The sequence below is a fragment of the Kribbella sp. NPDC026611 genome (genome assembly GCF_040638345.1).
Lineage (GTDB): Bacteria > Actinomycetota > Actinomycetes > Propionibacteriales > Kribbellaceae > Kribbella.
On sequence record NZ_JBEZYC010000003.1, the window covers coordinates 671718 to 696187 of the forward strand.

Consider the following 24470-nt stretch of genomic DNA (forward strand, 5'->3'; position numbering starts at 1 on the left):
TTCTCCTCACTGGGCAACGAGTAGCTGACCAGAAAAGTAAGGACATAGTGTTTTCGGAGCGTATCGGGACGGTGACGTCTCGACGCCAGTACTGACAGGTATGTTTCGGCTTAACGAACCTGTTGGAGTAGCGGCTCGGCGACCCCGGCGATGTCGGTGTAGACGCCCGGTTTGCCCGGCTGGGCGCAGCCCTCGCCCCAGGAGACGACGCCCAGCAGCCGACCGTTGAGGACCAGTGGACCGCCCGAATCGCCTTGGCAGGCGTCGATTCCGCCCTCGAGGTATCCGGCGCAGATGTTGGTCGCGGCGGCGTACCCGTTCGCGACGTAGCTCTTGTCCGCCAGGCAGGCGTTGTCGCCGAGGTCCGGTACGGCGGCCTTCTGCAGCGTCTCGTCCGGCCCGGTGCCCTGCGTGTCGCCCCAGCCATACACGGTCGGTACGACGCCGGTCCGGTCCATCCGGACGCGGGTCTCGAGCGGAAGCGAGGGCACTCCGGTGAACGGTTTGCTCAGCGTCAGCACCGCAACGTCGTACCGGTTGTTCTTCGTGGTGTAGCCCGGGTGGATCCAGACCTTGCTGATCGCCGAGACCCGCCCGACGGAGCGGTCGGCGAGGTTGGCCCGGCCCTGCACCGCGGAGTACGTCGAGGCGGCCTGGTCCATGCAGTGCGCAGCCGTCACCAGCTTGTCCGGTCTGACCAGCACGGCACCACACCATCGCCCACTTGCGGCCGCCGAATGTGGGTTGGTCAGCGCAACCGCCCACGGCGCTTCACTCACGCTGGCCAGCGTGCCGCCGACCACCACCGGCTGACCGGCAGACGCCGGCAGCGCTGTGGCCAGCAGCAGGACGCAGAGGAGAGCAGCGCGCTTCAGCACACACTCGAAGTTACTGCACGTGAGCGCTCAAATCCGTCAAGCGACACCATCGGTGCCGGCCGGCGCCTGGAGGCTGCCGTAGCGCTCCATCCGTTGCCAGCGCAGCCGCGTGCCGGTCAGTGCGGTGAACGCGGACTGGATGACGACCAGGTACATCAGCTGCCGGTAGACGAACTGCTGCAGGGGCAGTGTCCACAGCGGTCCAGCCCGCTCGCCGTCCAGCCGGAACGCGTAGAGGCCCATGCCTAGCTGAATGATGAGGAAGGCGACCCACACGACCAGCACGCGCACCGGGTCGAGGAACACCAGGCCGTAGATCGAGAACACGTCCACGACCGGCGCCAGCAACGGCAGCAACACCTGGAAGAGCAGGAGGTACGTCAGTCCGCGGCGGCCGAGCTTGCCGGCCTGGTAGCGCTGCACCCACGCCCCGCGGTGCTTCCACATCGCCTGCATGGTCCCGTAGCACCAGCGGTACCGCTGTCGCCACAGTGCGCCCAGCGACGCCGGTGCCTCTGTCCACGCCACCGCACGCTCTTCGTAGACCACCAGCCACCCGTCACGGCACATCGCCATGGTCAGGTCGGTGTCCTCGGCGAGCGTCACGTCGCTGAGCCCGCCGATGCGTTCCAGCGCCGTACGACGGAACGCGCCGACGGCACCGGGGACGGTCGGCATGCACTCGGCCAGATCGAACAGCCGCCGGTCCAGGTTGAAGCCGATCACGTACTCGATGTGCTGCCAGCGACCGAGCAGCCCACCGCGGTTGCCGACCTTCGCGTTCCCCGACACCGCACCGACCGCCGGGTCCGCGAACGGCTGCACCAGCATCCGGACCGCGTCCGGCTCGAACACCGTGTCGCCGTCGACCATCACGATCAGCTCGAACCGGGCCGCCCGCAGGCCGGTGTTGAGCGCCACCGGTTTGCCCGCGTTCGCCTGCCGGATCACCCGGACACCCGGGATCCGGAGCGCCTCGACGAGGTCCGCCGTACCGTCGGTCGAACCGTCGTCGACGACGATCACCTCGAGCGGATGGTCTGAGGCGACCAGGGAGCGGATCGCCGCCTCGATCCCCGCGCTCTCGTTGTACGCCGGGACGATGACGCTGACCGGCTCGGTCACCGGCGGGCCCCAGGACGAGCCGCGCAACCGGGCTTTCCGGGCGTGCCGGCGGGCCGCCACCACGGTCGTGATCGCGCGCAGGACGCTCAGCGCGCCGGCGGCGTACAGCAGCCAGGTCAGGAACTTGAGGGCGGCGTCGCTGATATGCATCGCCCAGATCACGGCGAGGCCGCGACCGCGCTCCAGCCCACTCGTCCGCCGCGTCGGGTCCGGCAGGCCGACGGCGTCGCTGACCGTGGCGAACCGGAAGCCGCGGGCCTTGAGCCGCGGGATGATCCGCGCGAGCGCCTCCACGGTTTCGCTGCGGTCGCCGCCGGCGTCATGCATCAGCAGCACCTGGCCGGCCTGACTGCGTGGCATCGAGTTGGCGATCACCCGGTCGGTGCCCGGGCGCCGCCAGTCCTCGCTGTCCTGACTGCTCAGCACAGTGAGGTAGCCGGCCGCGCGAGCCGATTGCAGGGCTGCCCAGTCGTGGTCGGTCAGCGAGGAGGGCTCGGAGGAGTACGGCGGCCGGAGCAGCGTCGTACTGACACCGGTGGCGCCGGCGAGGATCAGCTGGCTCTGCCGCAGCTCGAGCGAGCGCCGCCAGCCGGGTGCCGCGGAGAGGTTGGCGTGGGTGAAGGTGTGGACGGCGATTTGGTGGCCTTCAGCAACGATCTGGCGGGCCAGCTCGGGGTGCTCGGCGACCGCCGTACCGACGACGAAGAAGGTGGCATGCACCTGCTGGGCGCGCAGGATGGCGAGGATCTTCGGGGTCCAGACCGGGTCCGGTCCGTCGTCGAAGGTGAGGGCGATGGTGCGGGCTCGCGGGCCTACCGACCGCGGCTGTCCGGGTCTGGCGTCGATGACCGGACCGCCCTTGACGATCGAGCGGGGTACGCCGGCCGCGCTGCCGATCGGTGCGACCGCGCCGTCGGGCTCCGCCCCGAACATGTGGTGCGTGTAGCCGTTCAGCAGCAGCATGCTCGACAGGCAGATGAGCAGGAGCGTCAGGACGAGCCAGTGCGTTCTGAGCGGGACCGGCTTGGCGCGACGCGCGACCGGTCGGCTCACGGCTTGCCGGGTGTCTTCGTGTGGCCCGGCGGAATGCTCGGCTTGTTGCCGTGTGTGGTCGTCGTTGGGGCCGGGGTGGTCGTTGGCGGCTGCGACGGTACCGCGGTGGTCGGTACGACCGGCGTCGACGGGACCGTGGTCGGCATCGGCGTACCAGTTGTGGTGGTCGTGGTGACCGGGGTCGGCGACGAGGAGGTCGGGCTGTCCGTGCTGCTCGGGTCCTGGGTCGGACCGTCGGTCGGCTCGGTGCGGCCCGCCGGGGTTTCGGTCGACTCGACCGTCTGCGCGACAGCCGGCTCCGGAGTGGTGCGTGGGCGCGGCTGGTGGTTGGCGGCCTCGGGCAGGGGGATCAGCGGGGTGTCGAGACGCGGCCCACCGAACAGGCTGCTCGCTGTCAGCAGGACGTAACCGACGGCAGGCACGGCCAGCACGACGCCGGTACGGCGGAACATGCGGCGACGACGCCCGGTCGAGTCCAGAAACACCGGCCGCCGGTGGGAAGGCGGTCTCACAAGGGCGAGATCATACTCGACTCCGCCGACGATGTGACCGGTCGAATTCTTTCCTGACAAGATCTTTCGTGTTGCAGTCTCCCTACGGTTTGTCAACCTCTCGCCGCCGGGATCTGCAGCTCGATGGCCTGGACCTCCGGGCTGTCCACCGTCGGCAAGCTGGGCGAACAGCTGCCGTCGGTCGGCGGTCGACACCCCGCGATGCGGTCTCTGGGGGTGCGGGTGGCTACTGTCATCAGGTGCAGAAATGGCCTGGCCGTCCTTACCCGCTCGGCGCCACGTACGACGGCGCCGGGACGAACTTTGCGGTGTTCTCGGAGGTTGCGGAACGAGTAGATCTGGCGCTGGTCGCCGATGACGGCAGTGAGCAACTGGTGCAGCTGACCGAGGTGGACGGATTCGTGCACCACGGGTACCTGCCGGGCGTGCAGCCTGGCCAGCGGTACGGGTTCCGGGTGCACGGGCCGTACAACCCGGCCGAGGGACACCGGTGCAACCCGTCCAAGCTGCTGCTGGATCCCTACGCCAAGGCCATCGAGGGACAGGTCGACAGCGACGAGTCACTGTTCAGCTACCGGTTCGAGAAGCCGGACGAGCTGAACACGATGGACAACAGCGGCCACACCATGCACTCGGTGGTGACCAACCCGTTCTTCGACTGGGGCAACGACCGCCCACCGGGCCACGCGTACCACGAGACGGTGATTTACGAGGCGCACGTCAAGGGCCTCACCAAGACCCACCCAGGGCTGCCGGAGGACATCCGCGGCACGTACGCCGGGATCGGCCACCCGGCCACCATCGAGCACCTGAAGGAGCTCGGGGTGTCGGCGATCGAGCTGATGCCGGTGCACCAGTTCGCCCAGGACGGGACGCTGCAGGAGCGCGGCCTGTCCAACTACTGGGGCTACAACACGATCGGCTTCTTCGCGCCGCACAACGCCTACTCCTCGACCGGCATGCTCGGTCAGCAGGTGACGGAGTTCAAGGCGATGGTGAAGGCGCTGCACGCGGCCGACATCGAGGTCATCCTGGACGTCGTCTACAACCACACCGCCGAGGGCAACGAGTTCGGTCCGACGCTGTCGTTCAAGGGCATCGACAACGCGGCCTACTACCGGCTGGTGGACGAGGACAAGCGGCACTACTACGACACCACGGGTACCGGTAACAGCCTGCTGATGCGGCACCCGCACGTCCTGCAGCTGATCATGGACTCGCTGCGCTACTGGGTCACCGAGATGCATGTGGACGGCTTCCGCTTCGACCTCGCGGCCACGCTGGCCCGCCAGTTCCACGAGGTGGACCGGCTGTCCGCGTTCTTCGACCTGGTCCAGCAGGACCCGGTGGTGAGCCAGGTGAAGCTGATCGCCGAGCCGTGGGACGTCGGCGACGGCGGCTACCAGGTCGGCAACTTCCCGCCGCTGTGGACGGAGTGGAACGGCAAGTACCGCGACACCGTCCGGGACTTCTGGCGCGGCGAGAAGTACACGCTGGCCGAGTTCGCCTCGCGCCTCACGGGCTCGTCCGACCTGTATCAGGACGACAGCCGGCGGCCGCTGGCCAGCATCAACTTCATCACCGCGCACGACGGGTTCACGCTGCGCGACCTGGTCTCGTACAACGAGAAGCACAACGAGGCCAACGGCGAGGGCGGCAACGACGGCGAGAGCCACAACCGCTCCTGGAACTGCGGTGTCGAGGGGCCCACGGACGACCCCGAGGTACTGCGGTTGCGCGCCCGCCAGCAGCGCAACTTCCTCACCACGCTGCTGATCTCGCAGGGCGTGCCGATGCTCGCCCACGGCGACGAGCTCGGCCGGACGCAGCTGGGCAACAACAACGTCTACTGCCAGGACAACGAGGTCTCCTGGATCAACTGGGACCTCGACGAGCCGCAGAAGCACCTGCTGGAGTTCACTCGGGCGCTGCTCCGGCTGCGCAACAACCACCCGGTCCTGCGCCGCCGCCGCTTCTTCCACGGCGACACCGGCGTCGACGGGCTCGGTGACCTGGTCTGGTTCATGCCGAAGGGCACCGAGATGCAGGAGGGCGACTGGCAGCGCGACGACGCGCGGTCGATCGCGGTGTTCCTCAACGGCGACGCCATCTCGGAGCCGGACCCGCGGGGGCAGCCAGTGGTCGACGACTCGTTCCTGGTGCTGCTGAACGGCGACCACGAGTCGATGGACTTCTTGCTCCCACCGGAGGAGTACGGCGAGAGCTGGACGGTCGCGATCGACACGAGCACCACAACGGGTGGCGCGAGCGACGAGGCGCACCCCGCCGGCAGCACGATCCAACTGGCAGCCCGCAGTACGGTCGTCCTCACTCGGCCGCGACAGGTTGCCGGATGACGGTGCCGATACCTTCCCCGCCCCACCACCCCGGTCAGGTCCCCCAAGCGACGTACCGGTTCCAGCTGAGGGCGGAGTTCGGCTTCGACGACGCCGCAGAGGTGGTTCCGTACCTGCAGAGCCTGGGGATCTCGCACGCCTACCTGTCCCCGATCCTCCAGGCCGCTCCAGGCTCGACGCACGGGTACGACGTGGTCGACCACAGCCGGCTGTCCGAACCGATGGGCGGCCGGCCCGCGTTCGACCGGCTGTCGGCGCGGCTGTCCGATCACCGCATGGGCGCGATCGCGGACGTCGTACCCAACCATGTCGCCGTGCCGACACCGGCCAGCCTCAACAAGGCGCTGTGGTCGGTGCTTCGGCTCGGACCGGGGTCGCCGTACGCCGAGTGGTTCGACGTGGACTGGGGATCGGGCAACCAGCCGTTGCTGATGGCCGTGCTGGGGCAGCGGATCGGCAAGGTGCTCGCAGACGGCGAGCTGTCCGTGTCCGGGGACATCCTCCGGTACTACGACCACCAGTACCCGCTGCGCCCGGGCACCGAAGGGCTGCCGCTCGAGGAGCTGGTGACCGAGCAGTGGTACCGCCTCGCGCACTGGCGGGTCGCCGATGAGGAGCTGAACTACCGGCGCTTCTTCGACGTCGACACGCTCGCTGCCGTGCGTCAGGAGACCCAGGAGGTCTTCGACGCGACGCATGAGCTGCTGCTAGCGCTGCTGCACGAGGGCAAGCTCAACGGCTTCCGCATCGACCACCCGGACGGACTAGCCGACCCCCGCGGCTACCTGCGCCGCTTGGCCGAGCAGACCGGCGGCGCGTGGGTCGTGGTCGAGAAGATCCTCGAGGGCGAGGAACAACTGCCCCGCGACTGGCCCTGCGCCGGCACAACGGGGTACGACGCTCTCCTGCGCGTCGGCGGCCTTTTCGTTGACCCTTCCGGTGCTGCACCGTTGCTGGCGCTGCACTCCGAGTTCACCGGTGGACCGGCCGACTTCAACCCCGTGGTGGAAGAGGCGAAGCGGGAGATCGTCCGCAACGGGCAGTACGCCGAGGTGCACCGGCTGGTCGAGCTGCTGGCCCGCATCTGCCAGGACGACATCCGGCTGCGCGACCACACCAGGCGTGCGTTCCACGAGGTCGTGGCCGAGCTGCTGGTCCAGTTCGACGTCTACCGCGCGTATGTCGTGCCTGGCGAGGAGCCGGAGCCCACCGCCGTACAGGTGTTGGAGCGCGCGGCCGACAAGGCCCGAGCGAACCTGGACGAGGACCGGCAGGAGACGCTGGACGTCGTGCTGCACCTGCTGCTCGGCCGGGAGACCAGCACGATCGACGAGCACGCGCGGCACGAACTGATCGTGCGGTTCCAGCAGACGTGCGGTCCGGTGATGGCCAAGGGCATCGAGGACACCGCGTTCTACCGGTGGTTCCGGCTCACCTCGCTGAACGAGGTCGGCGGGGACCCGGAGCACTTCGGTGTCTCGCCGGAAGAGTTCCACGCGTTCGCGGGGCAGCTGAACCGGGACTGGCCGAAGACGATGACGACTCTGTCCACGCACGACACCAAGCGGTCCGAGGACGTGCGCGCCCGGCTCGGCGTGCTGTCCGAGCAGCCTGCTGCATGGTCGGACGCGGTCCGGGAGTGGCGGCGGCTGTCGGAGGACCACCGTGGCCCGTTGCTCGACGGCAGCACGGAGTACCTGTTCTGGCAGACGCTCTACGGCACCTGGGGTCCGATCGCCGAAGAGCGGATGCAGACCTACATCCTCAAGGCGATCCGCGAAGCCAAGGTGCACACGAGCTGGACCTCGCCGGACGAGGAGTACGAGCAGACCGTCGCCGCCTTCGTCACGGCAGTTCTGGCCGACGAAGCGGTGCTGGACTCGGTGCGGCGGTTCGCCGACGAGCAGAGCGAGTACGTCCGCGCGGCGACGCTCGGCCAGAAGCTGGTCCAGCTGACGATGCCCGGCGTACCGGACGTCTACCAGGGGACTGAGCTGGTGGACCTGTCCCTGGTGGACCCGGACAACCGGCGGCCGGTGGACTACCAGGCCCGCATCGACCGGTTGAAACGGTTGGACGAGGGCGGTAAGCCGGAGGACCTGTCCGACGAGAAGCTGTTGGTCACCTCGCGAGCCTTGCGCGTCCGTCGGCAGTACCCGGAGGCCTTTGCCGGCAGCTACACGCCGCTGCCAACCTCCAACGGACATGCGGTCGCCTATGCCCGTGGCGACGCCGTCATCACCGTCGCGACCCGCCTGCCCGCGGCGTTGTACCGGCTGGGCGGCTGGGGCGACAGCACGGTGGTGCTGCCGAGTGGCCAGTGGAAGAACGTGTTGACCGGCCGAGAGGTGGGTAGTGGAGCGGCTCGTATCCACGAGTTGCTGGCCGACCACCCAGTGGCTCTGCTTGTCAGGAGCTGATCGACGTGCACACCTTCTCCGTCTGGGCACCCGACGCCGAGTCGGTCGACCTCGTGCTGCGAGACGGCGTACTGCCGATGCGGTTCGCCGACGGTGGTTGGTGGCGCCGGGAGGTCATCGAGGCGCACCACGGCACCGACTACGCCTACTCGATCGACGGTAGCGACCCGTTGCCCGATCCGCGCAGTCCGTGGCAGCCAGAGGGTGTGAGCGGCTTCAGCCGGGTCTTCGAGGCGGACCGCTTCGAGTGGACCGACGACAACTGGACCGGCCGGGACGTACGTGGCGCGGTCTTCTACGAGCTGCACCTCGGCACCTTCACGCTCGAAGGCACGCTGGACGCAGCGGCCGAGCACCTGGACTACCTGGCCGTGCTGGGCATCGAGGTGGTCTCGCTGATGCCGGTGGCCGCGTTCCCTGGCGTCCACGGCTGGGGGTACGACGGTGTCGACCTCTACGCCGTTCACCACCCGTACGGCGGACCGGAAGCCCTGCAGCGGTTCGTCGACAAGTGCCACGAGGCCGGACTTGCCGTCTGTCTCGACGTGGTCTACAACCACCTCGGTCCGAGCGGCAACTACCTCGGCAAGTTCGGCCCGTACTTCACCGACAAGCACTCCACGCCGTGGGGTCCGGCGGTGAACCTCGACGACACCGGCAGCACCGAGGTACGGCGCTGGATCTGTGACAACGCGCTGCGGTGGTTCCGCGACTTCCACCTGGACGCCCTGCGGCTGGACGCCGTACACGCCCTGGTCGACGACAGTCCGGTGCATCTCCTGCAGCAGCTGTCGACCGAGACGGCCGCGCTGGCGGCGGAGGTCGGCCGGCCGCTGGGGCTGGTGGCCGAGTCGGACCTCAACGACCCGAAGACAGTCGAGCCGGTGTCGGCGGGCGGGCAGGGGATGACCGCGCAGTGGAGCGACGACTTCCACCACGCGCTGCACTCGCTGCTGACCGGCGAGCGGTTCGGGTACTACGTGGACTTCGGCGACCCCGCGGTGTTCGCGAAGACGGTGACCCGGGTGTTCCTGCACGACGGCACGTACTCGACGTTCCGAGGCAAGCTCTGGGGACATCCGGTCGACCCACGGACGCATCGCGGCGGCTCGTACCTCGCGTACACGTCGAACCACGACCAGATCGGCAACCGCGCGCTCGGCGACCGGCCGAATCTCACGCCCGGGCAGCTGGCGATCGGGGCCGCGCTGGTGCTGACGTCGCCGTACACGCCGATGCTGTTCATGGGTGAGGAGTGGGGCGCGTCCACGCCGTGGCGGTTCTTCACGGACTTCGACGAGCCCGCGCTGGCCGAGGCCGTGCGGACCGGGCGGCGGCGGGAGTTCGCCGAGTTCGGCTGGACCGCGGAGGAGATCCCGGATCCGCAGGACCCGGAGAGCTGGCGGAGCTCGGTCCTGGACTGGTCCGAGCTGGACGACGCACCGCACCACGAGCTGCTGAACTGGTACCGGCACCTGCTCACGTTCCGTGCCAAGATGCCGGAGCTTCGCGACGACAACCTGGACTCCGTAGGCATCTCCTACGACCCCGCCGGCGCCTGGCTGGTGGTCGCCCGCGGCAGCCTGCGCGTCGTGGTCAACCTGTCCACGGATCCGCTCGAGATCCCAGTCGACCAGAACCCGACGTACGTCGTGATGTCCTTCGGTACGGCGGAACTGGCCGAGGACGCGGTCCGGTTGCCGGGTCACAGCGTCGCCCTTGTCGCGGTCCGTTAGTTACCAAGAACGCACAAAGGCGTGGAATTCAACAGATCCAGGCGTTCGAGCGTGTTGATCCGTGGTGATTTCCGGAATCGCTTGTCTGACAGGGTTGTCGTGACGGACTGTGGGTGGGTCAGGGGAGCCGGGGGACGACGGGAGGACGATCTGGATGACAGTCGGAGGCGTCGACACCTACTACGACTACGAAGACAAGCAGTGGAAGAGCCGGAGACTGGGTGGTGGACCCATCCGCCGCGGCCCGGTGTGTCCGGCCCCACGAGCGACCGACCACACACCACCCCACGAGCGGCTCGCATCCGTCCGCGACCGCGAGAAGCCCACAACCGCCCACAGCTGAACCCCCCGGTGGCAGGGCCCGCCAGACCAGGTCACCGCACGTCAGCACACCGCAGCGGCCGTCGCGCGCCAGACTCGACGGCCGCTGCGGCACGGCCGCGTCAGCGCGCGTTCTCGCGGCGCGGCCGTCTCAGCCCGCGGCGGTGATCACGTCGTCGGCGAGCAGCGAGCGGAGCTCGTCCAAGGTCGGCCGCCGGCCGAGTGTCCGGAGCCGCTGCGACTGTGCCTTCCGCATCCCCTCGACCAGCCGCCGCGCCTCGCGGGCGTTGCCGAAGTTCGGCCCGGTCGCGATCCGGTGGAAGTACGCGGTCAGCGGCTCCCCGGCCGCGGGATCCAGCAGGTAGTCCCCGCCGGCGACCATCCGGTCGGTGATCAGCAGCAGCTCGGCTGCCGAGTAGTTCTCGAACTCGATCGTCTTCGAGAACCGCGACGCGAGCCCCGGGTTCGCGGCCAGGAAGTCGGTCATCTCGGTGGTGTACCCGGCAACGATGATCGCGATCTCGTCCCGGTAATCCTCCATCAGCTTCACCAGTGCGTCGATCGCCTCCTGACCGAAGTCGCCGTTCCCGGCCGCGCGTGACAGCGTGTACGCCTCGTCGATGAACAGCACCCCGCCGAGCGCTTTCTCGAACACCTGCGCGGTCTTCTCCGCGGTGTGGCCGATGTACTGCCCGACCAGGTCCCGCCGCGACACCTCGACGAAGCCGCCGTCCGGCAGCACCCCGAGCGCCTTCAGCAGCTTCCCGTACAGCCGGGCGACGGTCGTCTTCCCGGTCCCCGGGGCGCCCGCGAAGATCAGGTGGTGACTGCCCGCGCCGATCGACAACCCGGCCGACCGGCGCCACTCGTTCACCTGGATCTCGTCCACCAGCGCGCGGACCTCAGCCTTCACGCCGGGCAGCCCGACCATGGCGTCCAGGTCGGCGAGCAATTCGTCGACCGGCCCGCTCTGGGCGGCGGCCGAACTCTCGGCCAGCACCTCGACCGTGCAGCCGGGAGCGAGCGAGATGGCCGGCTCCGCGGTGTTCGACGGGCGGAGCGCCTCGACCGTCCCGCCGCAGCCGGCGGCGAAGGTGACCGCCGGGCCCCGGGTGTCGTGAACGCCGGTCCGCCGGATCAGCGGCGTACTGCCGCCACCGACCCCGATCCCCTCGGTGCCGGTCCGGCCGATCTCGCTGTCGACCACCTCCGGCCGGCTGTACTGGTAGATGTACAAACCCCGGCCGCCGCAGCCGCTGACCGTGCACCCGCGGATCACTGGATCCGCTCCGAGTGCGACCACGATCCCGTCACCGGAGATCTCCCGGACGACGGTGTCGACGATCTGCCCGCCGGCGCCCTCGACCACGATCCCGGTCCCGGCGCCGCTGACCGTGCAGCCCGAGATCGTGAACTCCGAGCTCGCGTGCACGCTGATCGCCGGGCGGATCCGTCCGACGACCGTGCAGTCGGCGACCGTCAGCGCCGTCCGGTGCACCGACACGGCGATCCCGTCGAGCGCCTTGATCTCCAGCCCGCGCAGCGTCAGTGCGCCGTCGACCGCGCGGACGGTGGGCCAGTCGGCACCCGACCCGTCCAGGACCACGCTCGCGCCCTCCTCGGCCCGCAGCGTCACCGAGCGCCCGGTCAGTTCGAGCGTCTCGGCGTACGTCCCGGCGGCGATCTCGACCGCGGCGCCGTCGGGCGCGTCCAGAACGGCCGCGCCGATGGTCGGGTAGGCGCCCGGCCGGTCCGCCACCACCAGCACCCTCGCGGAGGTGATCACGACGCCCGCTCCAGCAGCCAGCCGCGGTCGGCGGCCTTCACGCCGGCCTGGAACCTGCTGCGCGCGCCGAGCCGGTTCATGATCTGCGCGACCATTCGCCGTACGGTCCGGACCGAGATGTCGAGCTGCGCCGCGGCCACCTCGTCGGTGGCGCCGAGGGCGAGCAGCCGCAGCATCTCCTGCTCTCGCAGCGAAAGGTCCGTCGCGTCCGGCAGGCCGCAGCCGGCCAGCGGTACGGCGTCCGGCCAGATCCGCTCGAACAGCTCCACCGCGGTGACGACCACGCTGGTCAGCCGCAGTACGGCGACGCTGCCGGTCGCGCCGTCCGCGGGCAGCACCGCGATCGCGCCGTCGATGACGATCACGTTCTCCGGCACGTGCGGGACGGTCCGGACGGCGGCACCGGCCGTCGACAGCGCATTGAGGTGCCGGCCGTTGATCGGGTTGGTGCGCGCGGTGTCGGGGAAGAGCGCGCGGTACCGCACGCCGTGCTTCACCTCCTGGGGGCTGAAGCCGGGGCCGGTGAGGTTGCTCATCGCGATCACCTCGTTCTCGGCCGAGGCCAGCAGCTCGGCGAGGCCCCCGCGCGCGGGGATCTGGTGAAAGCCGACGGGGCGGTTCAGAACTGTGACGGTCATGGCAGTGGGACCCCCAGAGGTAGCGTGACGGCGACGCCGGTGGCATGCCGGCCGTCGAGGCGTTCGGGCTCGACCCCGAAGGAGCGAGCCAGGGTGGTGAGGACAGCAAGGGCGGTGTCGAGCGTGGCCGGGTGAGCCGCGGCCAGGCGGAGGACGACGTCGTGACGCGCCGCGGGGCGACCGGTCACGGTGACGGCGATGGTCTGGGCCGCCCCGGTCGCGGTACCGAGCAAGGTGCCGACCAGCGCCCGGGTAGTTGCTGATGGCAAAGAAGCGGAGCCGGCCAGCCGGACGGTCAGCTGCCGGACCGGCCCGCAGGACCAGCTGGTCCAGCGTTCGGCGATCTGGCCGCGGCCGGCGTTGGCGTGGGCGAGCGCACCGATCGAAGAGAGGACGTCGGACCCGTCGAGCGGGGTGCTCTCGACCCGCTCGCGGTCGAACCGCCGGACCAGTCGCCGCACCGTGTTGGCCAGTACTTGGTGCAGCTGCTCGTCGGTAGCGATCTCCGGCGTCCGCTCGGCTGCTACTGCGAGCCAGACTCGCGGCTGCGGACCCTGCTTCACTCCGGTGTGCAGCACGAGCTGTACGCCGATGCTGACCGGCTGCTCTTCGATGGTGTCGGCCAGCGAAGCGAGCTGCGGAAGCAACCGATGCTGTGCGTCCGGTCCGAGCCGCAGGGCGACGCTGGCACCGGCCGGCCGGCTCAGGACGCCGTACGGCTGCTCCCGCACGACCACCTCGTCAGCAGTGGTCCGGCCGTGGAACGTACTGACCAGCCGGATCGCGATGTCGTCGCTCAGGTCGTGCTTGCGGTGGCGCAGTACGAAGACGAGCAGCAGGGCGGCCCAGCGGTACAGCCACAGGCCGCGAATCCGAACCGTGGTCAGCAGGATGAGTGAAAGCCCCGCCAACGACGTCAGGACCAGCACGGTCCGCGAGCCGGCGGTCGCCGCACCGACAGCGACGAGCGCGAGCTGCCAGCAGACGATCTGTCCGACGCGTACGGCGTGATCCGGTCGCTGCACGGAGTCGCCGTCCGGCGTGGTGACCGGCGGCTCGGTGTGCACGTGAAGCCGCTGCTCCGGCGGTTTCGCCACCGCGGCCGACGCGACGAGTCTGCGGGTGGCCGGAGGGCGTGGTTGCGCCGCCGGCGTGCCTACGGCGGTCGCCTGCGGCATCGTCGCCGCGGCTGCCGCGTACCCCGCCTGCGGCTGGTATGCGGGTGCGGCGCCGTACGCGGCAGGACCGGTCGGGTTCATGCGACCAGCTCGGCCTTCGGCTCGGCGGCCACGAGCAGCCGGCCGGCGTGGTCACGGGCGATCGGCAGCAGCTCGAACCGGCCCGGTGCGGGCTCGGCTAGCACGTTGAGATCCAGCAGGCGGTCGATCATCAGCTCGGCGTCGGATCGGCTGGTCCCGGCCATGCGCGCAGCCTGGCGAAGATCGAAGCACGGTGTCACCGCGGTCAGCCGGTAGAAGCGCTGGACCGGGGCAGGCAACGCGTCGTACGCGGCGTCGAAGCGGGCGAGCAGTTCCGCCAGCGCGTGGCAGCGGGCGGCCGGGTCGTCCAGCTGGGCTGCCATCCGCGCGGCGGTCCACGGCTGCCGGTTGCGCAGCCGCTCGGCCAGGTGCCGGATCGCGCCCGGATGCCCGTGGCAGCAGTTCAGGATCTGCTCGACGTCCGTGAGCCGGGCGGCGTCGTGCGGGGCGAGGAAGCCGAGCGTGATCGCCGCCTCGCGGTTCAGGCCGGCGAGCCGGTGCCGGCTGATCACCAGTACCAGTGCGTCCGGATCGTTCGGCAGCAGGTGCGTGAGCTGACCGGCGCCGCGCACGTTGTCCACGATCAGCAGGTCGGTTGCCGACGGCAACGAGATCGGCCGGTCCAGGTCGACGTACCGCTGGGTCTCGAAGCCGGAGGCGGCGGCGACCTCGAGCGCGAACGCGGTCTTGCCGATCCCCGGCATCCCGTCGATCGTGACCACGCCGGTGGCGCCGCGCAGCGAGCGCAGCTCGGGCTCGCGGCCGGCGAAACCGCGGACGCGCGGCGGCAGGTTCGAGCTGACCGGCCCAGTCACGGTGACAGGGCCAGTACCAGCGCCGGGATCCTCGCTGAGGATCCGCTGGTGCAGGGCGGTCAGCTCCGCGCCCGGCTCGATTCCCAGGTCGCGAACCAGCGCAGTCCGCACTCGCTGGTACGCCGCCAGCGCGTCGTGCCGGCGCCCCACCTGGCGGTACGCCGCCATCAGCCGGGCCCAGGCCAGCTCGCGCAGCGGCTCCTCCTCGGTGAGCGCCCGCAGTACGGCGATCGCTTCGGCCGGGCGGTTCAACAGCAGGTGGGCGTCCGCCAGGTCCTCGCGGAGGGTCCGGTGCAGCTCGGTCAGCCGACCCACCGCGGAGGCCGCGTCCGTGGTCAACCCGTCGTACGGAGTGCCACGCCACAGCCCGAGCGCGCGCTGGATCAGGCTGGCGGCCTCGGTAGCCTCGCCGCGGCCGAGGAGTTCGCGGGCCTGGTCGCACAGGTCGGCGGCGACGTCGGCATCCAGTTCGCCGGCCGCCACCCGCACCCGGTAGGCGCCCGGGCGGCTCTCGATCCGGTCCTCGGGCAGGGCCCGGCGCAGCTGCCAGACGTACGTCTTGAGGTTGTTCTGCGCGGATGCCGGGACGTCGCGGCCGGCCCAGACCGCCTCGACCAGTTGCTCGGTGCTGACCCAGGCGTTGCGGTGCAGCAGGAGCAGGGTGAGCACCGTGGCCGGCTTGCCGCCGCAGACGTCGAGCGGGTGGCCGCCGGGGCCGTCGACCTCGAGCGGACCGAGCACCCGGAAGGCCGGCCGGTCTGGTGTGCGCGCTGCGTGACCGTTCATGACACATACGATCCGGGGTGACGATGACATCTCGATGACACCGGGGGACGACTGTGCGGGTGCTGGTGGTAGAGGACGACGCGGAGCTGCAGGTGGCGGTACCGGCCGCGCTCCGATCGGCCAATCTCGCGGTCGACCTGGCGGGGGACATGGCGTCCGCGGACGAGGCGCTGTACGTAAACTCCTACGACTGCGTGGTCTTCGACCGGATGCTGCCGGACGGGGACTCGATCGAGCACGTCCGGCGGCTTCGACAGCGCGGGTTCGCGGTTCCGGTACTGTTCCTGACCGCGAGGGCCACGCTGTCGGACCGGCTGGACGGGTTCGAGAGCGGCGCCGACGACTACCTGGTCAAACCGTTCGCGGTCGAGGAGCTCATCGTCCGGGTGCTCAGCCTGGTCCGGCGGGGGCCGACCATCCGCCCGCCGATCGTGCGCTACGCCGACGTCGAGCTGGATACCGCCCGCCGAACCGCCCACCGGGCCGGCGTGCTGCTGACCCTGCGAGGGAAGGAGTTCAGCGTGCTGGAGTACCTGATGGCCAGGCCGGAGCAGCTGGTCACCCGGTCCGAGCTGATCGAGCACTGCTGGGACGGCGACGGCCCGATGTCGAACGTCGTCGACGTCACGATCACCCGCCTGCGCAGCCGGTTGCGCGGCGGTCCGGACCTGATCCAGGCCGTCCGCGGCCAGGGGTACCGGCTGATCAGCCCGGCGAGCGCCGGATGAGCAGGCGCGGGATGCGCGGGCCGGCCGCCGACCGCTTGCGGCGGTTGCGGTGGTGGCTGACCGTGCTGTTCACCGCCACCAACACGCTCGCGCTGATCATTCTCGCCCCGGTCATCCTGGTCCTGGACGGCCAGCGCGGTACCGCGCAGATCGACAACGACCTGAACGTCGTCACTCAGCCGGTGCTGCGGCTGCTCAACTACAACAGCGGCGCACTGGTCACCAACCGGGTCACCACGGACCCGCTGGCCAACGGCTGCCCGGACTTCGCGGTCATGCCGGACACTGCACGTGGTTTCGAGCCGTACCTGAGCGCCCGCCACTGCACACCGGTCGACCAAAAGGTGCTGGCGGACCTGGCGGCGCAGGCGGTCAACGGGGGCGGTGCGTCCCTGCTCGCGGACCGCACCGCCCAGAACGGGCACCACATCCGCGTCGCCGTCGAGCCCTTCAAGGACGCCAACGGCCGGTACTTCGGCGCCGTACTGGCGTGGCAGGACACGCACGACCAGGACCAGCGGCACCAGCGGCTGACGATCACGGTCCTGCTCGTCTGCGCGGCCCTGATCGCCGCCGCCGCGGTTGTCGGCTACTGGCTGTCCGGGAGGGCGATCCGGCCGGCCATGACCGCGCTGGAGCAACAGGAAACGTTGCTGGCCGAGACCGCGCACGACCTGCGTACGCCGGTGGCTGCGCTGCGAGCACTGGCAGAGACGGCGGCGCGTGATCCGGAGCAACGGGGCGAGCTGTTGCCGCGGACTGTCCGGCTGGCGGGCCGGATGGGCGACATCATCGACGGCCTACTGGTTCGGGCCCGGTTGGCCTCCGGTGTGGAACACCTGGCCATGCAGCCGGTCTGGCTCGACCAGCTGGTCGCGGGCGTAGTCGAGGACATGCCGTCCGACAGTGCCCGGTTCTCACTGGTCACCGCGCCCAGCATGGTGCGAGCCGATCCGACGCTCTTGCAACGGGCCGTCGGCAACCTGCTGGCCAACGCCATGCGGCACGGCCGGGCCCCGGGTGCGGACGAGGCGGTGGTCACGGTCACGGTCGCCGACGGGCGGGTCACGGTGGCCGACCAGGGGCCGGGGATCGATCCCGCGGTCGGCGCGGACCTGTTCGACCCGTACACGACCGGCGGTGGCTCGACCGGGCTCGGCCTGTCGATCGTGCGTTGGGTCGTGCTGGCCCACGGCGGTGAGCTGAAGGTCTACAACGCCGACGAAGGCGGCGCGATCTTCGAGATCCATCTGCCGACCGTGCAGTAGCGGACCGTTCTGGACCGGTTCTGGACGCCGGTTGGACCTCTGCTCGGTATGGTCACTGGTTGCAGCCCATCGCCTACCTGGGGAGAACCATGAGCGCAACCATCCCGCCGGGTGCTGCGTACCGGCTGGTGGCGGACAACCTGGCGAAGGTGATCCACGGCAAGCCCGAGGTGATCCGGCTGGCGCTGACCGCGCTGTTCGCCGAGGGGCACCTGCTGATCGAGGACGTGCCCGGCCTGGGCAAGACCACGCTGGCCCGGTGTATCGCGCGCAGCATCGACGCGACCTGGAACCGGATCCAGTTCACGCCCGACCTGCTGCCCGGTGACATCACCGGCGTGATGGTCTACCACCAGGGCAACGAGACGTTCGAGTTCCACCCGGGCGGCATCTTCGCGAACGTGGTGGTCGCGGACGAGATCAACCGCGGTACGCCGAAGACGCAGTCGGCGCTGCTCGAGGTGATGGCCGAGCGCCGGGTCACGGTCGACTCGAACACCCGCGCCGTACCGGACCCGTTCCTGGTCATCGGCACCCAGAACCCGATCGAGATGGAGGGCACCTACCGGCTGCCCGAGGCGCAGCTCGACCGGTTCCTGATGCGGATCGAGATCGGGTACCCGGACCACGACGCCGAGGTGCGGATCGTGCTGGGCGACACCGGCCGGATCGGCCCAGACTCGCTCAGCCCGGTGATCGACGTCCCCGCGCTGCGCAACGCGATCGCCGCGGTTCGGTCGGTGCACGTCGACCCGGCCATCAGCTCGTACGCGGTCAAGCTGGCCGCCGCCACTCGCGAGCACACCGCGGTCCGGTACGGCGCCAGCCCGCGCGGCAGCATCGCCCTGGTCCGCGCGGCAAGGGCGTTCGCGGCGACGGACGGCCGGGCGTTCACCACGCCGGACGACGTCAAGCAGGTCGCGCAGCCGGTCCTCGCGCACCGGCTGGTGCTCACGCCGGACGCGGAGCTCAGCCAACGGCCACCGGCGTCGGTGGTGGACGAGGTCCTGGCCGCCGTACCGGCGCCGACGGCCGGTTCCACCGCGAGCTGACATGCGTCTGACGGGGCGTGGGATCGCGGTGCTGCTCGGCTCGGTCGCGGCGTACGTGATCGGTGAGCTCGCCGGGTACGGCGTCTTCCGGGCGCTGGCCGGGATCGGTCTCGGGGCGCTGATCGCGGCGACCGCGCTGACCGTCCGCCAGCCGCAGGTCGTGGTCCAGCGCGTGCTGTCCCCGGACCGGGTGGAGCGCGGCCGGCCTGCGCTCGCCACCCTGCGGGTGCGGAACGAGGCGCCCCGCTGGCAAGGCGCGTTCGCGGCCCACGACTCGGCCGGTGCCGAGCGCCAGGAGGTCCGGATCCGGCGCCTCGGCCCAGGCAGCGAAGCGACTTACCGCTACGAGCTACCGACCTCACACCGTGGCCGGATCGTCGTCGGTCCGCTGACCCTGGAACGCCGCGACCCGCTCGGACTCGCGAAGAACAGCAAGGCCACTGGCGAGGTCGCGACGCTGTGGGTGCACCCGAAACGCCACCCCACCAAGACGGTGGTCGCCGGCCGCCCACGCCACCACCACGTCGGCCGTACGGCGGACGACTCGCTCCGCGGCTCCGCCGACCTGCGCGATGTCCGGCCGTACGTCGTCGGCGACGAAGTACGCCACCTGCACTGGAAGGCGACCGCGCGCACCGGCCAGCTGATGGTCCGCGACTACGCCGATCCCGACCAGCCGCGGCTCACCGTCCTGCTCGACACCCGCGGCGAACCGTTGTCAGCGGCAACCTTCGAGGAAGCGACCGAGGTGGCCGCGTCGATCCTGGTCGCCGCGTCCACGGCCGGGCACCGCTGCCGGCTCGTCACCACTGCCGGCGCCGACCTGGCCGCGCCTGGCGGAGCGGTCGCGTCCCGGATGTTCCTCGACGAACTGTGCATCACCGAGCAGCGCGACGACAGGTCCGGCCTGGTGCCGGCCGCTTTGACCACCGGAACGTCGGCAGGCGGTGCGATCGTCGTCGTCACCGGCGTCCGCGGCTCGGCGTCCGACTTCGCGCCGCTGCTCCGCCGGTACTCCTCGGTCACCGTGCTCGGCCTTGGGCCGGCACAGGGCGTCGCGCCGGTGCTCGGCGCGCACGTGGTCCTGGGGACGTCCGCACGTGCGGTGTTGCAGCAGTGGACAGGGGTGCTGCGGTGAGCCGCCGGCAGACGATTGCCGTGCTGGCGGCCGTCCTCATCGGCGGTCTCTGCTTCGGACCGGTGTTCGGCCTGGCCAGCCTTTGGCTGCCGGTCGGGTCAGTGGTGCTGGTCGCCTTCGTCGTGACCGAGGTCTGCCGGCATTGGCTGATCGGCTGGCGACTGCTGCTGTTGGTGGGCGGCGGCCTGCTCGCGATCATCGAAACGGTGCTCGAGGCAACGACCGTGGCCCGGCTTCCGACGCTCGCGTCGCTGCGGGCGATCGGCCATGGGCTGAGCGCCTGGCGGTTGACGCTGGAGTCGACCTGGCCCGCCCGGCCGGACCCGGAGTTGGTGATCTTCGTCCCGCTGCTGACGTTCCTGGCCTGTCTGCTCGCCGTCGAGTTGCTCGACCGGGCACCGCCGCTGGCCGCACTGCTCCCCGGTCTGGGAGTCGTCGGGATCAGTCAGCTCTACATCGCGGCGAGCGGCTGGTCCGCCGTACTCGTCGCGGCGGCGCTGGGGTTGGTCCTGGTGGCGCTGCTGATGCCGGACAGCCCGGAGTACCGCCGGATCGCGCCATGGGTCGCGACCGCGACGGTGACCGTGGTGGCGATCGGGTGCGGATTCGTCGTGGGGGCGATCGCCCCGGCCGGCCGGACGCCGTACTCGTTGCAGAAGGTGCAGGCGGCCACGTCGCCGGGTGAGCGGCAGGCGAGTCCGCTGGACGAGCTGGCCAGCCGCCTGAGCCCGCGGGAGCGCGACCAGGTGGTCTTCCGGTACCGGGCGTCACAGCCGGTGGACCGCTGGCGGCAGGTCGCGCTGGACGACTTCGACGGCGTGAACTGGACGACCAACCATCCGTTCCTGCGGATGGGTGCGGTGGTCGGCGCCGACGTGCGGGTTCCGACGACGAACGAGCGGGCGACCGTCGAGCTGGACGGACTGGACGGCCCGTGGCTGCCCAGTCAGTTGCTGCCAGCAACGGTCTCGGGGGTGACCGACCCGCAGATCGAGCCGATCGGCGGCACGCTGCTCGCATCCGGCCGGCCGGCGCGGTACGACCTGACCTGGCGTAAGCCGGACGTCGACGCGGCGTACCTGCTCGGCGCGGGGCTCGACGGCGACGCACCCGGCGGGCTCAGTAGCCTCGGGCCGGTGCCGCCGGACATCGCGTCAATCGATCCGCTGCAGGGCAAGCGGGCGACGTTCGCGACCGCGATCGCGCTCGAGAAGTACCTGCGCTCGCACTACACGGTCGCCGTCGGGCCGACGCTGCCGACCGGGTACGGCTGGCCGCAGCTGAAGAAGTTCCTTGTCAGCGGGCGGTCCGGCGGCGCCCAGTCGGTCGCGGGGGTGCCGGGGACGAGCGCGCAGTTCGCGGCGGCGTACGTCGTCCTCGCCCGGCTGAACGCGATCCCGGCCCGGCTCGTGGTCGGGTTCCGGGCACCGGCGGCACCGGGGCCGGACGGGTACTACGTCGTGCACAACTCCGACGCGTTCGCCTGGCCGGAGGTCGCGGTGGACGGGGCCGGCTGGTGGCCGCTCGATCCGGCGCAGGACGCGGCGACCGGGAAGACCGCGGTGGCCGGGTCGATCGACGACATCACCAACCAGGCGCGGGCCGCGGTCCCGCCGGTGGAGAAGATCAAGGATCCCGACGTACCGCCGCCGTCCGAGCCGCGCGACACCGGCACGGACTTCCCAGTGCCGCACGTGCCGCTGGTGGCCGTCTTCATCGTCTCTGCGGGGCTGCTGCTGCTCTGGTTGGCCGGCGTACCTCTGCTGAAGGCTCTGCGGGCACTCCGGCGCAGGCGGCGAGGCGGAAGTGCGTCGGTGGTCGGCGCGTGGGCCGAGGCGCGGGACCGGCTGCGCGCGTACGGCTTGCCAGTCACCCCCGGCATGACCGTGCGGGACCTCAGGCACGCGGCCCGGGACCTACCGGATACGGCAGGCGGGCTGGCGCGCGTCGCACAAGCGCTCGACCACGCCTTGTGGTCGGGTGCACCGACCACACCTGATGTGAAACAGCAGGCCTGGAGCGGTGTGCGGGACCTCCGCAAGGCCCTGCGCGGGCGTCCGCTGATGGACCGTTTCCAGGCGTCGGTCGAGCTGCGAACGCTGTTCACGCGGTAGGAACCGTCCGGGCACCGGTCGGGAGACCGAGACGTGCCGGGGCCGCAAGCAGGCGCGCCGACTTCCACAGCGAGCGAGAACGACCCGCACAGCAAGCAGCTCGAGGAGCTGCTGCAGGGATCGCTGGGCCGCGCAAGGACTAGCCGGACTTCCAGAAGAACTTGTTCGAGGTGTAGGTGCCTTCCGGCCCGGTGACCGTCACCCAGGTCAGCTGGCCGACCGCGTCGCACGGGAACTGGTCGGCGACGAGCACCGCGCCGGTGCTGTCGGTCGTGGTCGAGTAGCCGGGGTTGAAGTTGCCCCACCCCGACGTGAACGGCTTGAAGGTGTACTTCGTGTTCGGCCGCAGGTTCTCGAGCCGGACCTGGACGAACGCGCACTCGGGATGCCGGCAGTCGCCGTACTCCGTGCCGTCGCCGCGGGACGCCACCACGCGCTTGGTCTTCTGCGGCGCGCCGACGGACGCGGCGGACAGGCTCGAGTACTTGCCGGAGATCTCCTGGCCGCCGGCCTTCGTGATCGCGCGCACGTAGAACGTGGTGGCCTTGCCGTCGGTCAGCCCGCTGACCGTGGCCTGCTCGGTGCTGGACGTCGCGATCGCCGGCCCGGTCCGGGAGTAGCTCACCTCGTAGCGGACGAAGCTGCCGTCGCCGAACGTCGGTGCCATCCACCCGAGCGTCAGCGAGCCGGAGACGCCGTCGGTCTTCACCAGCAGCTCGCGCGGCGACTCGGCCGGCGCGTAGTTCAGCCGGACGGTGTTCGAGACGACCGCGGGGCCGGTGCCGACCGCGTTCACCGCGCTGATCGTGAACGCGTACGTCGTCTTCGTCGACAGGTTCGGGATCGTGGCCGATCGGGTGCCGCCGCTGACGGTTTGCCTCCCGCCGCCGGTCCAGGTGAGCTGGTACGACGTGACCGTCGCGCCGTGCGCGGCCGCCGCCTTCCAGGTCACCACCGCGCCGCCGTCGAGGGCTCGCGCCTGCACACTCAGCGGCGCGCCCGGGCGGGTCGGCTTCGCGGTGGCCGGCGGGGTCGGCTGCGTGGTCCTTGGCGGCTTGGGCTCCTTGGTCCGCGGCGGCTGCGTTGGCTGGGTCGGCTGGGTCGGCCGCTCGGTGTGCCGCGGCTGCGTCGGCCGCTTCGGCTGCTCCGTCCGCTGCGGCGGCCTGGGCGTCTCCGTCCGCGGCGGCTGTGTCGGCTGTGTCGGCTGCTGGGTCTTGGGCGGCTGCTTGGGCTCTTCGGTCTTCGGCGGGGTGGACTTCTCCGGGGTCTTCGGGGTCGTCGGGGCCACGGTCGGCTTGCCGGTCTCCGACGTACCGACCTCGACCGCCTCGGCGCTGCCGTCACGGTTCACCACGACGACCCGGTCACCGGTCCCGTTCTCGACGTACACCCGCGAGTCGTCGCCCCGGTACAGGTTCGGCTCAGGCCTCTCGCGGCCGGTGGCCGGCTGGCTCGGAACCTTCTCCGACCCGACCTGACGCCCGTCGCGGTTCAGCGTGATCAGGCTGGCGTCCTTGCGGTCCAGCAGCGCCAGCCCGTCGCCGGACGACGCCACCTTGTCGTAGTGGCCCTTCGGGATCGACGTGGTGACCGGCGCGGCCGGCTTGTCCCGGTGGCTGATGTCCAGCAGGTGCAGCTTGTTGTGCTCCGCGTCGACGATCGCGAGCTTGCCGCCGACATCGTTCCCGGCGACCAGCGCGGTGTCCGGTACGTCGACGTCGCCGAGCGAGCTGCGGTCGTCGATACCGTCACCGGTCAGCGTGTACACCTGTCCCGCGGTGAGGTCCACGAACACCGCATTGCTGCCGACCGCGCTCAGCCCGCCCTTGTGGCCCCGCGGAACCGAGGCAGGACACGACATCTGGTCAGCTGACATCGCCAGCTGGCACAGGTCACCCTGATCCACCCGGTGCACCCACAGCGTGCCGTCAGGCGTCACCACCGGGTCACCCAGCTGCCCACCCGGTACGGCGACGGTGTGCTTGTCACCGAAGCGCACCACGCGGCCGGCCTGCTGGAACACTGCGAAGGCCGCGCCGGCGGCCTCCAGACCGACCGGCTGCTCGTTGGCTACCGGTGCCTCGACCGGGTCGGTCACGGTCAGATCGGACTTGCCGAACTGGTCGATCCGGCCCCGGGACAGTACGTAGCCCTGCTGGTCCGTCTGCACGACCTGAGCACCCGGTGTGGCCGTCTTGACGTCGGTGTCGGAGTCCACGTCGCCGGTGGCGCCGTCGAGGTGGAAGACCTTGCCGAGGATGCTGTTGTAGACCCAGTGGCCGGACTGGGTGAACTTCACCCCGTTGTTCGGCGAGCCCGCTCCGGTCAGCACCACGACGCTCATCAGCGCGACACAACCCGCCACGACCGCGGCCAGTCCCGCCTCGGAGCGGGTACGGCGGCGGAGCGTTCCGGAGAGCCGCCTGGGGCGGAAGGTGCTCAGCCTCACTCCGTCAGCCTAGGCGACCAAGGTCCAGAACCGGT

17 protein-coding genes are annotated in these 24470 nt (G+C 70.5%); 9 read left to right on the top strand and 8 right to left on the bottom strand.

The annotated features are described in order from the left end of the window. Positions 1-110 precede the first annotated feature (110 nt). From AB0E69_RS15145 to AB0E69_RS15155, 3 genes are read right to left on the bottom strand one after another with little or no spacing between them, the layout of a single operon-like run. Entirely contained in the window at positions 111-878 is a 768-nt protein-coding gene (locus tag AB0E69_RS15145; protein ID WP_360144731.1) for a serine protease, read from the bottom strand. Between the two features lie 36 nt (positions 879-914). Continuing rightward, positions 915-3056 carry a glycosyltransferase gene (locus AB0E69_RS15150; RefSeq protein ID WP_360144734.1) on the bottom strand — a complete coding sequence of 714 codons (2142 nt, stop codon included), beginning with the start codon at positions 3054-3056 and terminating at the stop codon, positions 915-917. Beyond that, complete coding sequence (locus AB0E69_RS15155; protein WP_360144737.1) at positions 3053-3568, bottom strand: hypothetical protein; 516 nt, start codon at positions 3566-3568, stop codon at positions 3053-3055. The genes AB0E69_RS15150 and AB0E69_RS15155 overlap by 4 nt, the downstream gene beginning before the upstream one ends. A gap of 239 nt (positions 3569-3807) precedes the next feature. Here AB0E69_RS15155 and glgX point away from each other — a divergent pair, with 239 nt between their 5' ends. From glgX to AB0E69_RS15175, 4 genes are all read left to right on the top strand, one after another. Then, positions 3808-5925, top strand: coding sequence for a glycogen debranching protein GlgX (gene glgX, locus AB0E69_RS15160; RefSeq protein WP_360144740.1), 2118 nt, complete (start codon positions 3808-3810; stop codon positions 5923-5925). Then, positions 5922-8345, top strand: a complete 2424-nt coding sequence (treY, locus tag AB0E69_RS15165) for a malto-oligosyltrehalose synthase (protein WP_360144743.1) — start codon at positions 5922-5924, stop codon at positions 8343-8345. Before glgX ends, treY begins: the two co-directional genes overlap by 4 nt. A gap of 5 nt (positions 8346-8350) precedes the next feature. Then, positions 8351-10081 carry a malto-oligosyltrehalose trehalohydrolase gene (treZ, locus tag AB0E69_RS15170; protein ID WP_360144746.1) on the top strand — a complete coding sequence of 577 codons (1731 nt, stop codon included), beginning with the start codon at positions 8351-8353 and terminating at the stop codon, positions 10079-10081. Between the two features lie 154 nt (positions 10082-10235). Next, positions 10236-10424, top strand: a complete 189-nt coding sequence (locus AB0E69_RS15175) for a hypothetical protein (protein ID WP_360144749.1) — start codon at positions 10236-10238, stop codon at positions 10422-10424. 129 nt (positions 10425-10553) lie between these two features. On the opposite strand, the gene AB0E69_RS15180 is transcribed toward AB0E69_RS15175, so the two are convergent. From AB0E69_RS15180 to AB0E69_RS15195, 4 genes are read right to left on the bottom strand one after another with little or no spacing between them, the layout of a single operon-like run. Beyond that, positions 10554-12188, bottom strand: a complete 1635-nt coding sequence (locus tag AB0E69_RS15180) for an AAA family ATPase (protein ID WP_360144752.1) — start codon at positions 12186-12188, stop codon at positions 10554-10556. Beyond that, positions 12185-12826 (bottom strand): helix-turn-helix transcriptional regulator, encoded by a 642-nt coding sequence (locus AB0E69_RS15185; RefSeq protein WP_360144755.1) that lies wholly within the window; start codon positions 12824-12826, stop codon positions 12185-12187. Before AB0E69_RS15185 ends, AB0E69_RS15180 begins: the two co-directional genes overlap by 4 nt. Beyond that, entirely contained in the window at positions 12823-14085 is a 1263-nt protein-coding gene (locus AB0E69_RS15190) for a type VII secretion protein EccE (RefSeq protein WP_360144758.1), read from the bottom strand. The genes AB0E69_RS15185 and AB0E69_RS15190 overlap by 4 nt, the downstream gene beginning before the upstream one ends. Further along, positions 14082-15686, bottom strand: coding sequence for an AfsR/SARP family transcriptional regulator (locus AB0E69_RS15195; protein ID WP_360144761.1), 1605 nt, complete (start codon positions 15684-15686; stop codon positions 14082-14084). The genes AB0E69_RS15190 and AB0E69_RS15195 overlap by 4 nt, the downstream gene beginning before the upstream one ends. 59 nt (positions 15687-15745) lie before the next feature. On the opposite strand from AB0E69_RS15195, the gene AB0E69_RS15200 reads away from it, so the two are divergent. From AB0E69_RS15200 to AB0E69_RS15220, 5 genes are all read left to right on the top strand, one after another. Beyond that, entirely contained in the window at positions 15746-16414 is a 669-nt protein-coding gene (locus AB0E69_RS15200) for a response regulator transcription factor (RefSeq protein WP_360144764.1), read from the top strand. After that, positions 16411-17682, top strand: a complete 1272-nt coding sequence (locus AB0E69_RS15205; protein WP_360144767.1) for a HAMP domain-containing sensor histidine kinase — start codon at positions 16411-16413, stop codon at positions 17680-17682. The genes AB0E69_RS15200 and AB0E69_RS15205 overlap by 4 nt, the downstream gene beginning before the upstream one ends. An 89-nt stretch (positions 17683-17771) precedes the next feature. Further along, complete coding sequence (locus AB0E69_RS15210; RefSeq protein WP_360144770.1) at positions 17772-18734, top strand: MoxR family ATPase; 963 nt, start codon at positions 17772-17774, stop codon at positions 18732-18734. A gap of 1 nt (position 18735) precedes the next feature. Beyond that, entirely contained in the window at positions 18736-19872 is a 1137-nt protein-coding gene (locus AB0E69_RS15215) for a DUF58 domain-containing protein (protein WP_360144773.1), read from the top strand. Then, on the top strand, positions 19869-21986 hold the full coding sequence (locus tag AB0E69_RS15220; protein WP_360144776.1) for a DUF3488 and transglutaminase-like domain-containing protein: 2118 nt from the start codon (positions 19869-19871) through the stop codon (positions 21984-21986). The genes AB0E69_RS15215 and AB0E69_RS15220 overlap by 4 nt, the downstream gene beginning before the upstream one ends. A gap of 139 nt (positions 21987-22125) precedes the next feature. Here AB0E69_RS15220 and AB0E69_RS15225 read toward each other — a convergent pair whose 3' ends face one another. Next, positions 22126-24435, bottom strand: coding sequence for a fibronectin type III domain-containing protein (locus AB0E69_RS15225; RefSeq protein WP_360144779.1), 2310 nt, complete (start codon positions 24433-24435; stop codon positions 22126-22128). Between the last annotated feature and the right edge of the window lie 35 nt (positions 24436-24470).

What these genes read in the sequence shown, in the direction of transcription:
- treY (WP_360144743.1), top strand. Translation starts at nt 5,922, where the DNA reads ATGACGGTGCCGATACCTTCCCCGCCCCACCACCCCGGTCAGGTCCCC.
- AB0E69_RS15175 (WP_360144749.1), top strand. Translation starts at nt 10,236, where the DNA reads ATGACAGTCGGAGGCGTCGACACCTACTACGACTACGAAGACAAGCAG.
- AB0E69_RS15185 (WP_360144755.1), bottom strand. Translation starts at nt 12,826, where the DNA reads ATGACCGTCACAGTTCTGAACCGCCCCGTCGGCTTTCACCAGATCCCC.
- AB0E69_RS15190 (WP_360144758.1), bottom strand. Translation starts at nt 14,085, where the DNA reads ATGAACCCGACCGGTCCTGCCGCGTACGGCGCCGCACCCGCATACCAG.
- AB0E69_RS15195 (WP_360144761.1), bottom strand. Translation starts at nt 15,686, where the DNA reads ATGAACGGTCACGCAGCGCGCACACCAGACCGGCCGGCCTTCCGGGTG.
- AB0E69_RS15205 (WP_360144767.1), top strand. Translation starts at nt 16,411, where the DNA reads ATGAGCAGGCGCGGGATGCGCGGGCCGGCCGCCGACCGCTTGCGGCGG.
- AB0E69_RS15210 (WP_360144770.1), top strand. Translation starts at nt 17,772, where the DNA reads ATGAGCGCAACCATCCCGCCGGGTGCTGCGTACCGGCTGGTGGCGGAC.
- AB0E69_RS15215 (WP_360144773.1), top strand. Translation starts at nt 18,736, where the DNA reads ATGCGTCTGACGGGGCGTGGGATCGCGGTGCTGCTCGGCTCGGTCGCG.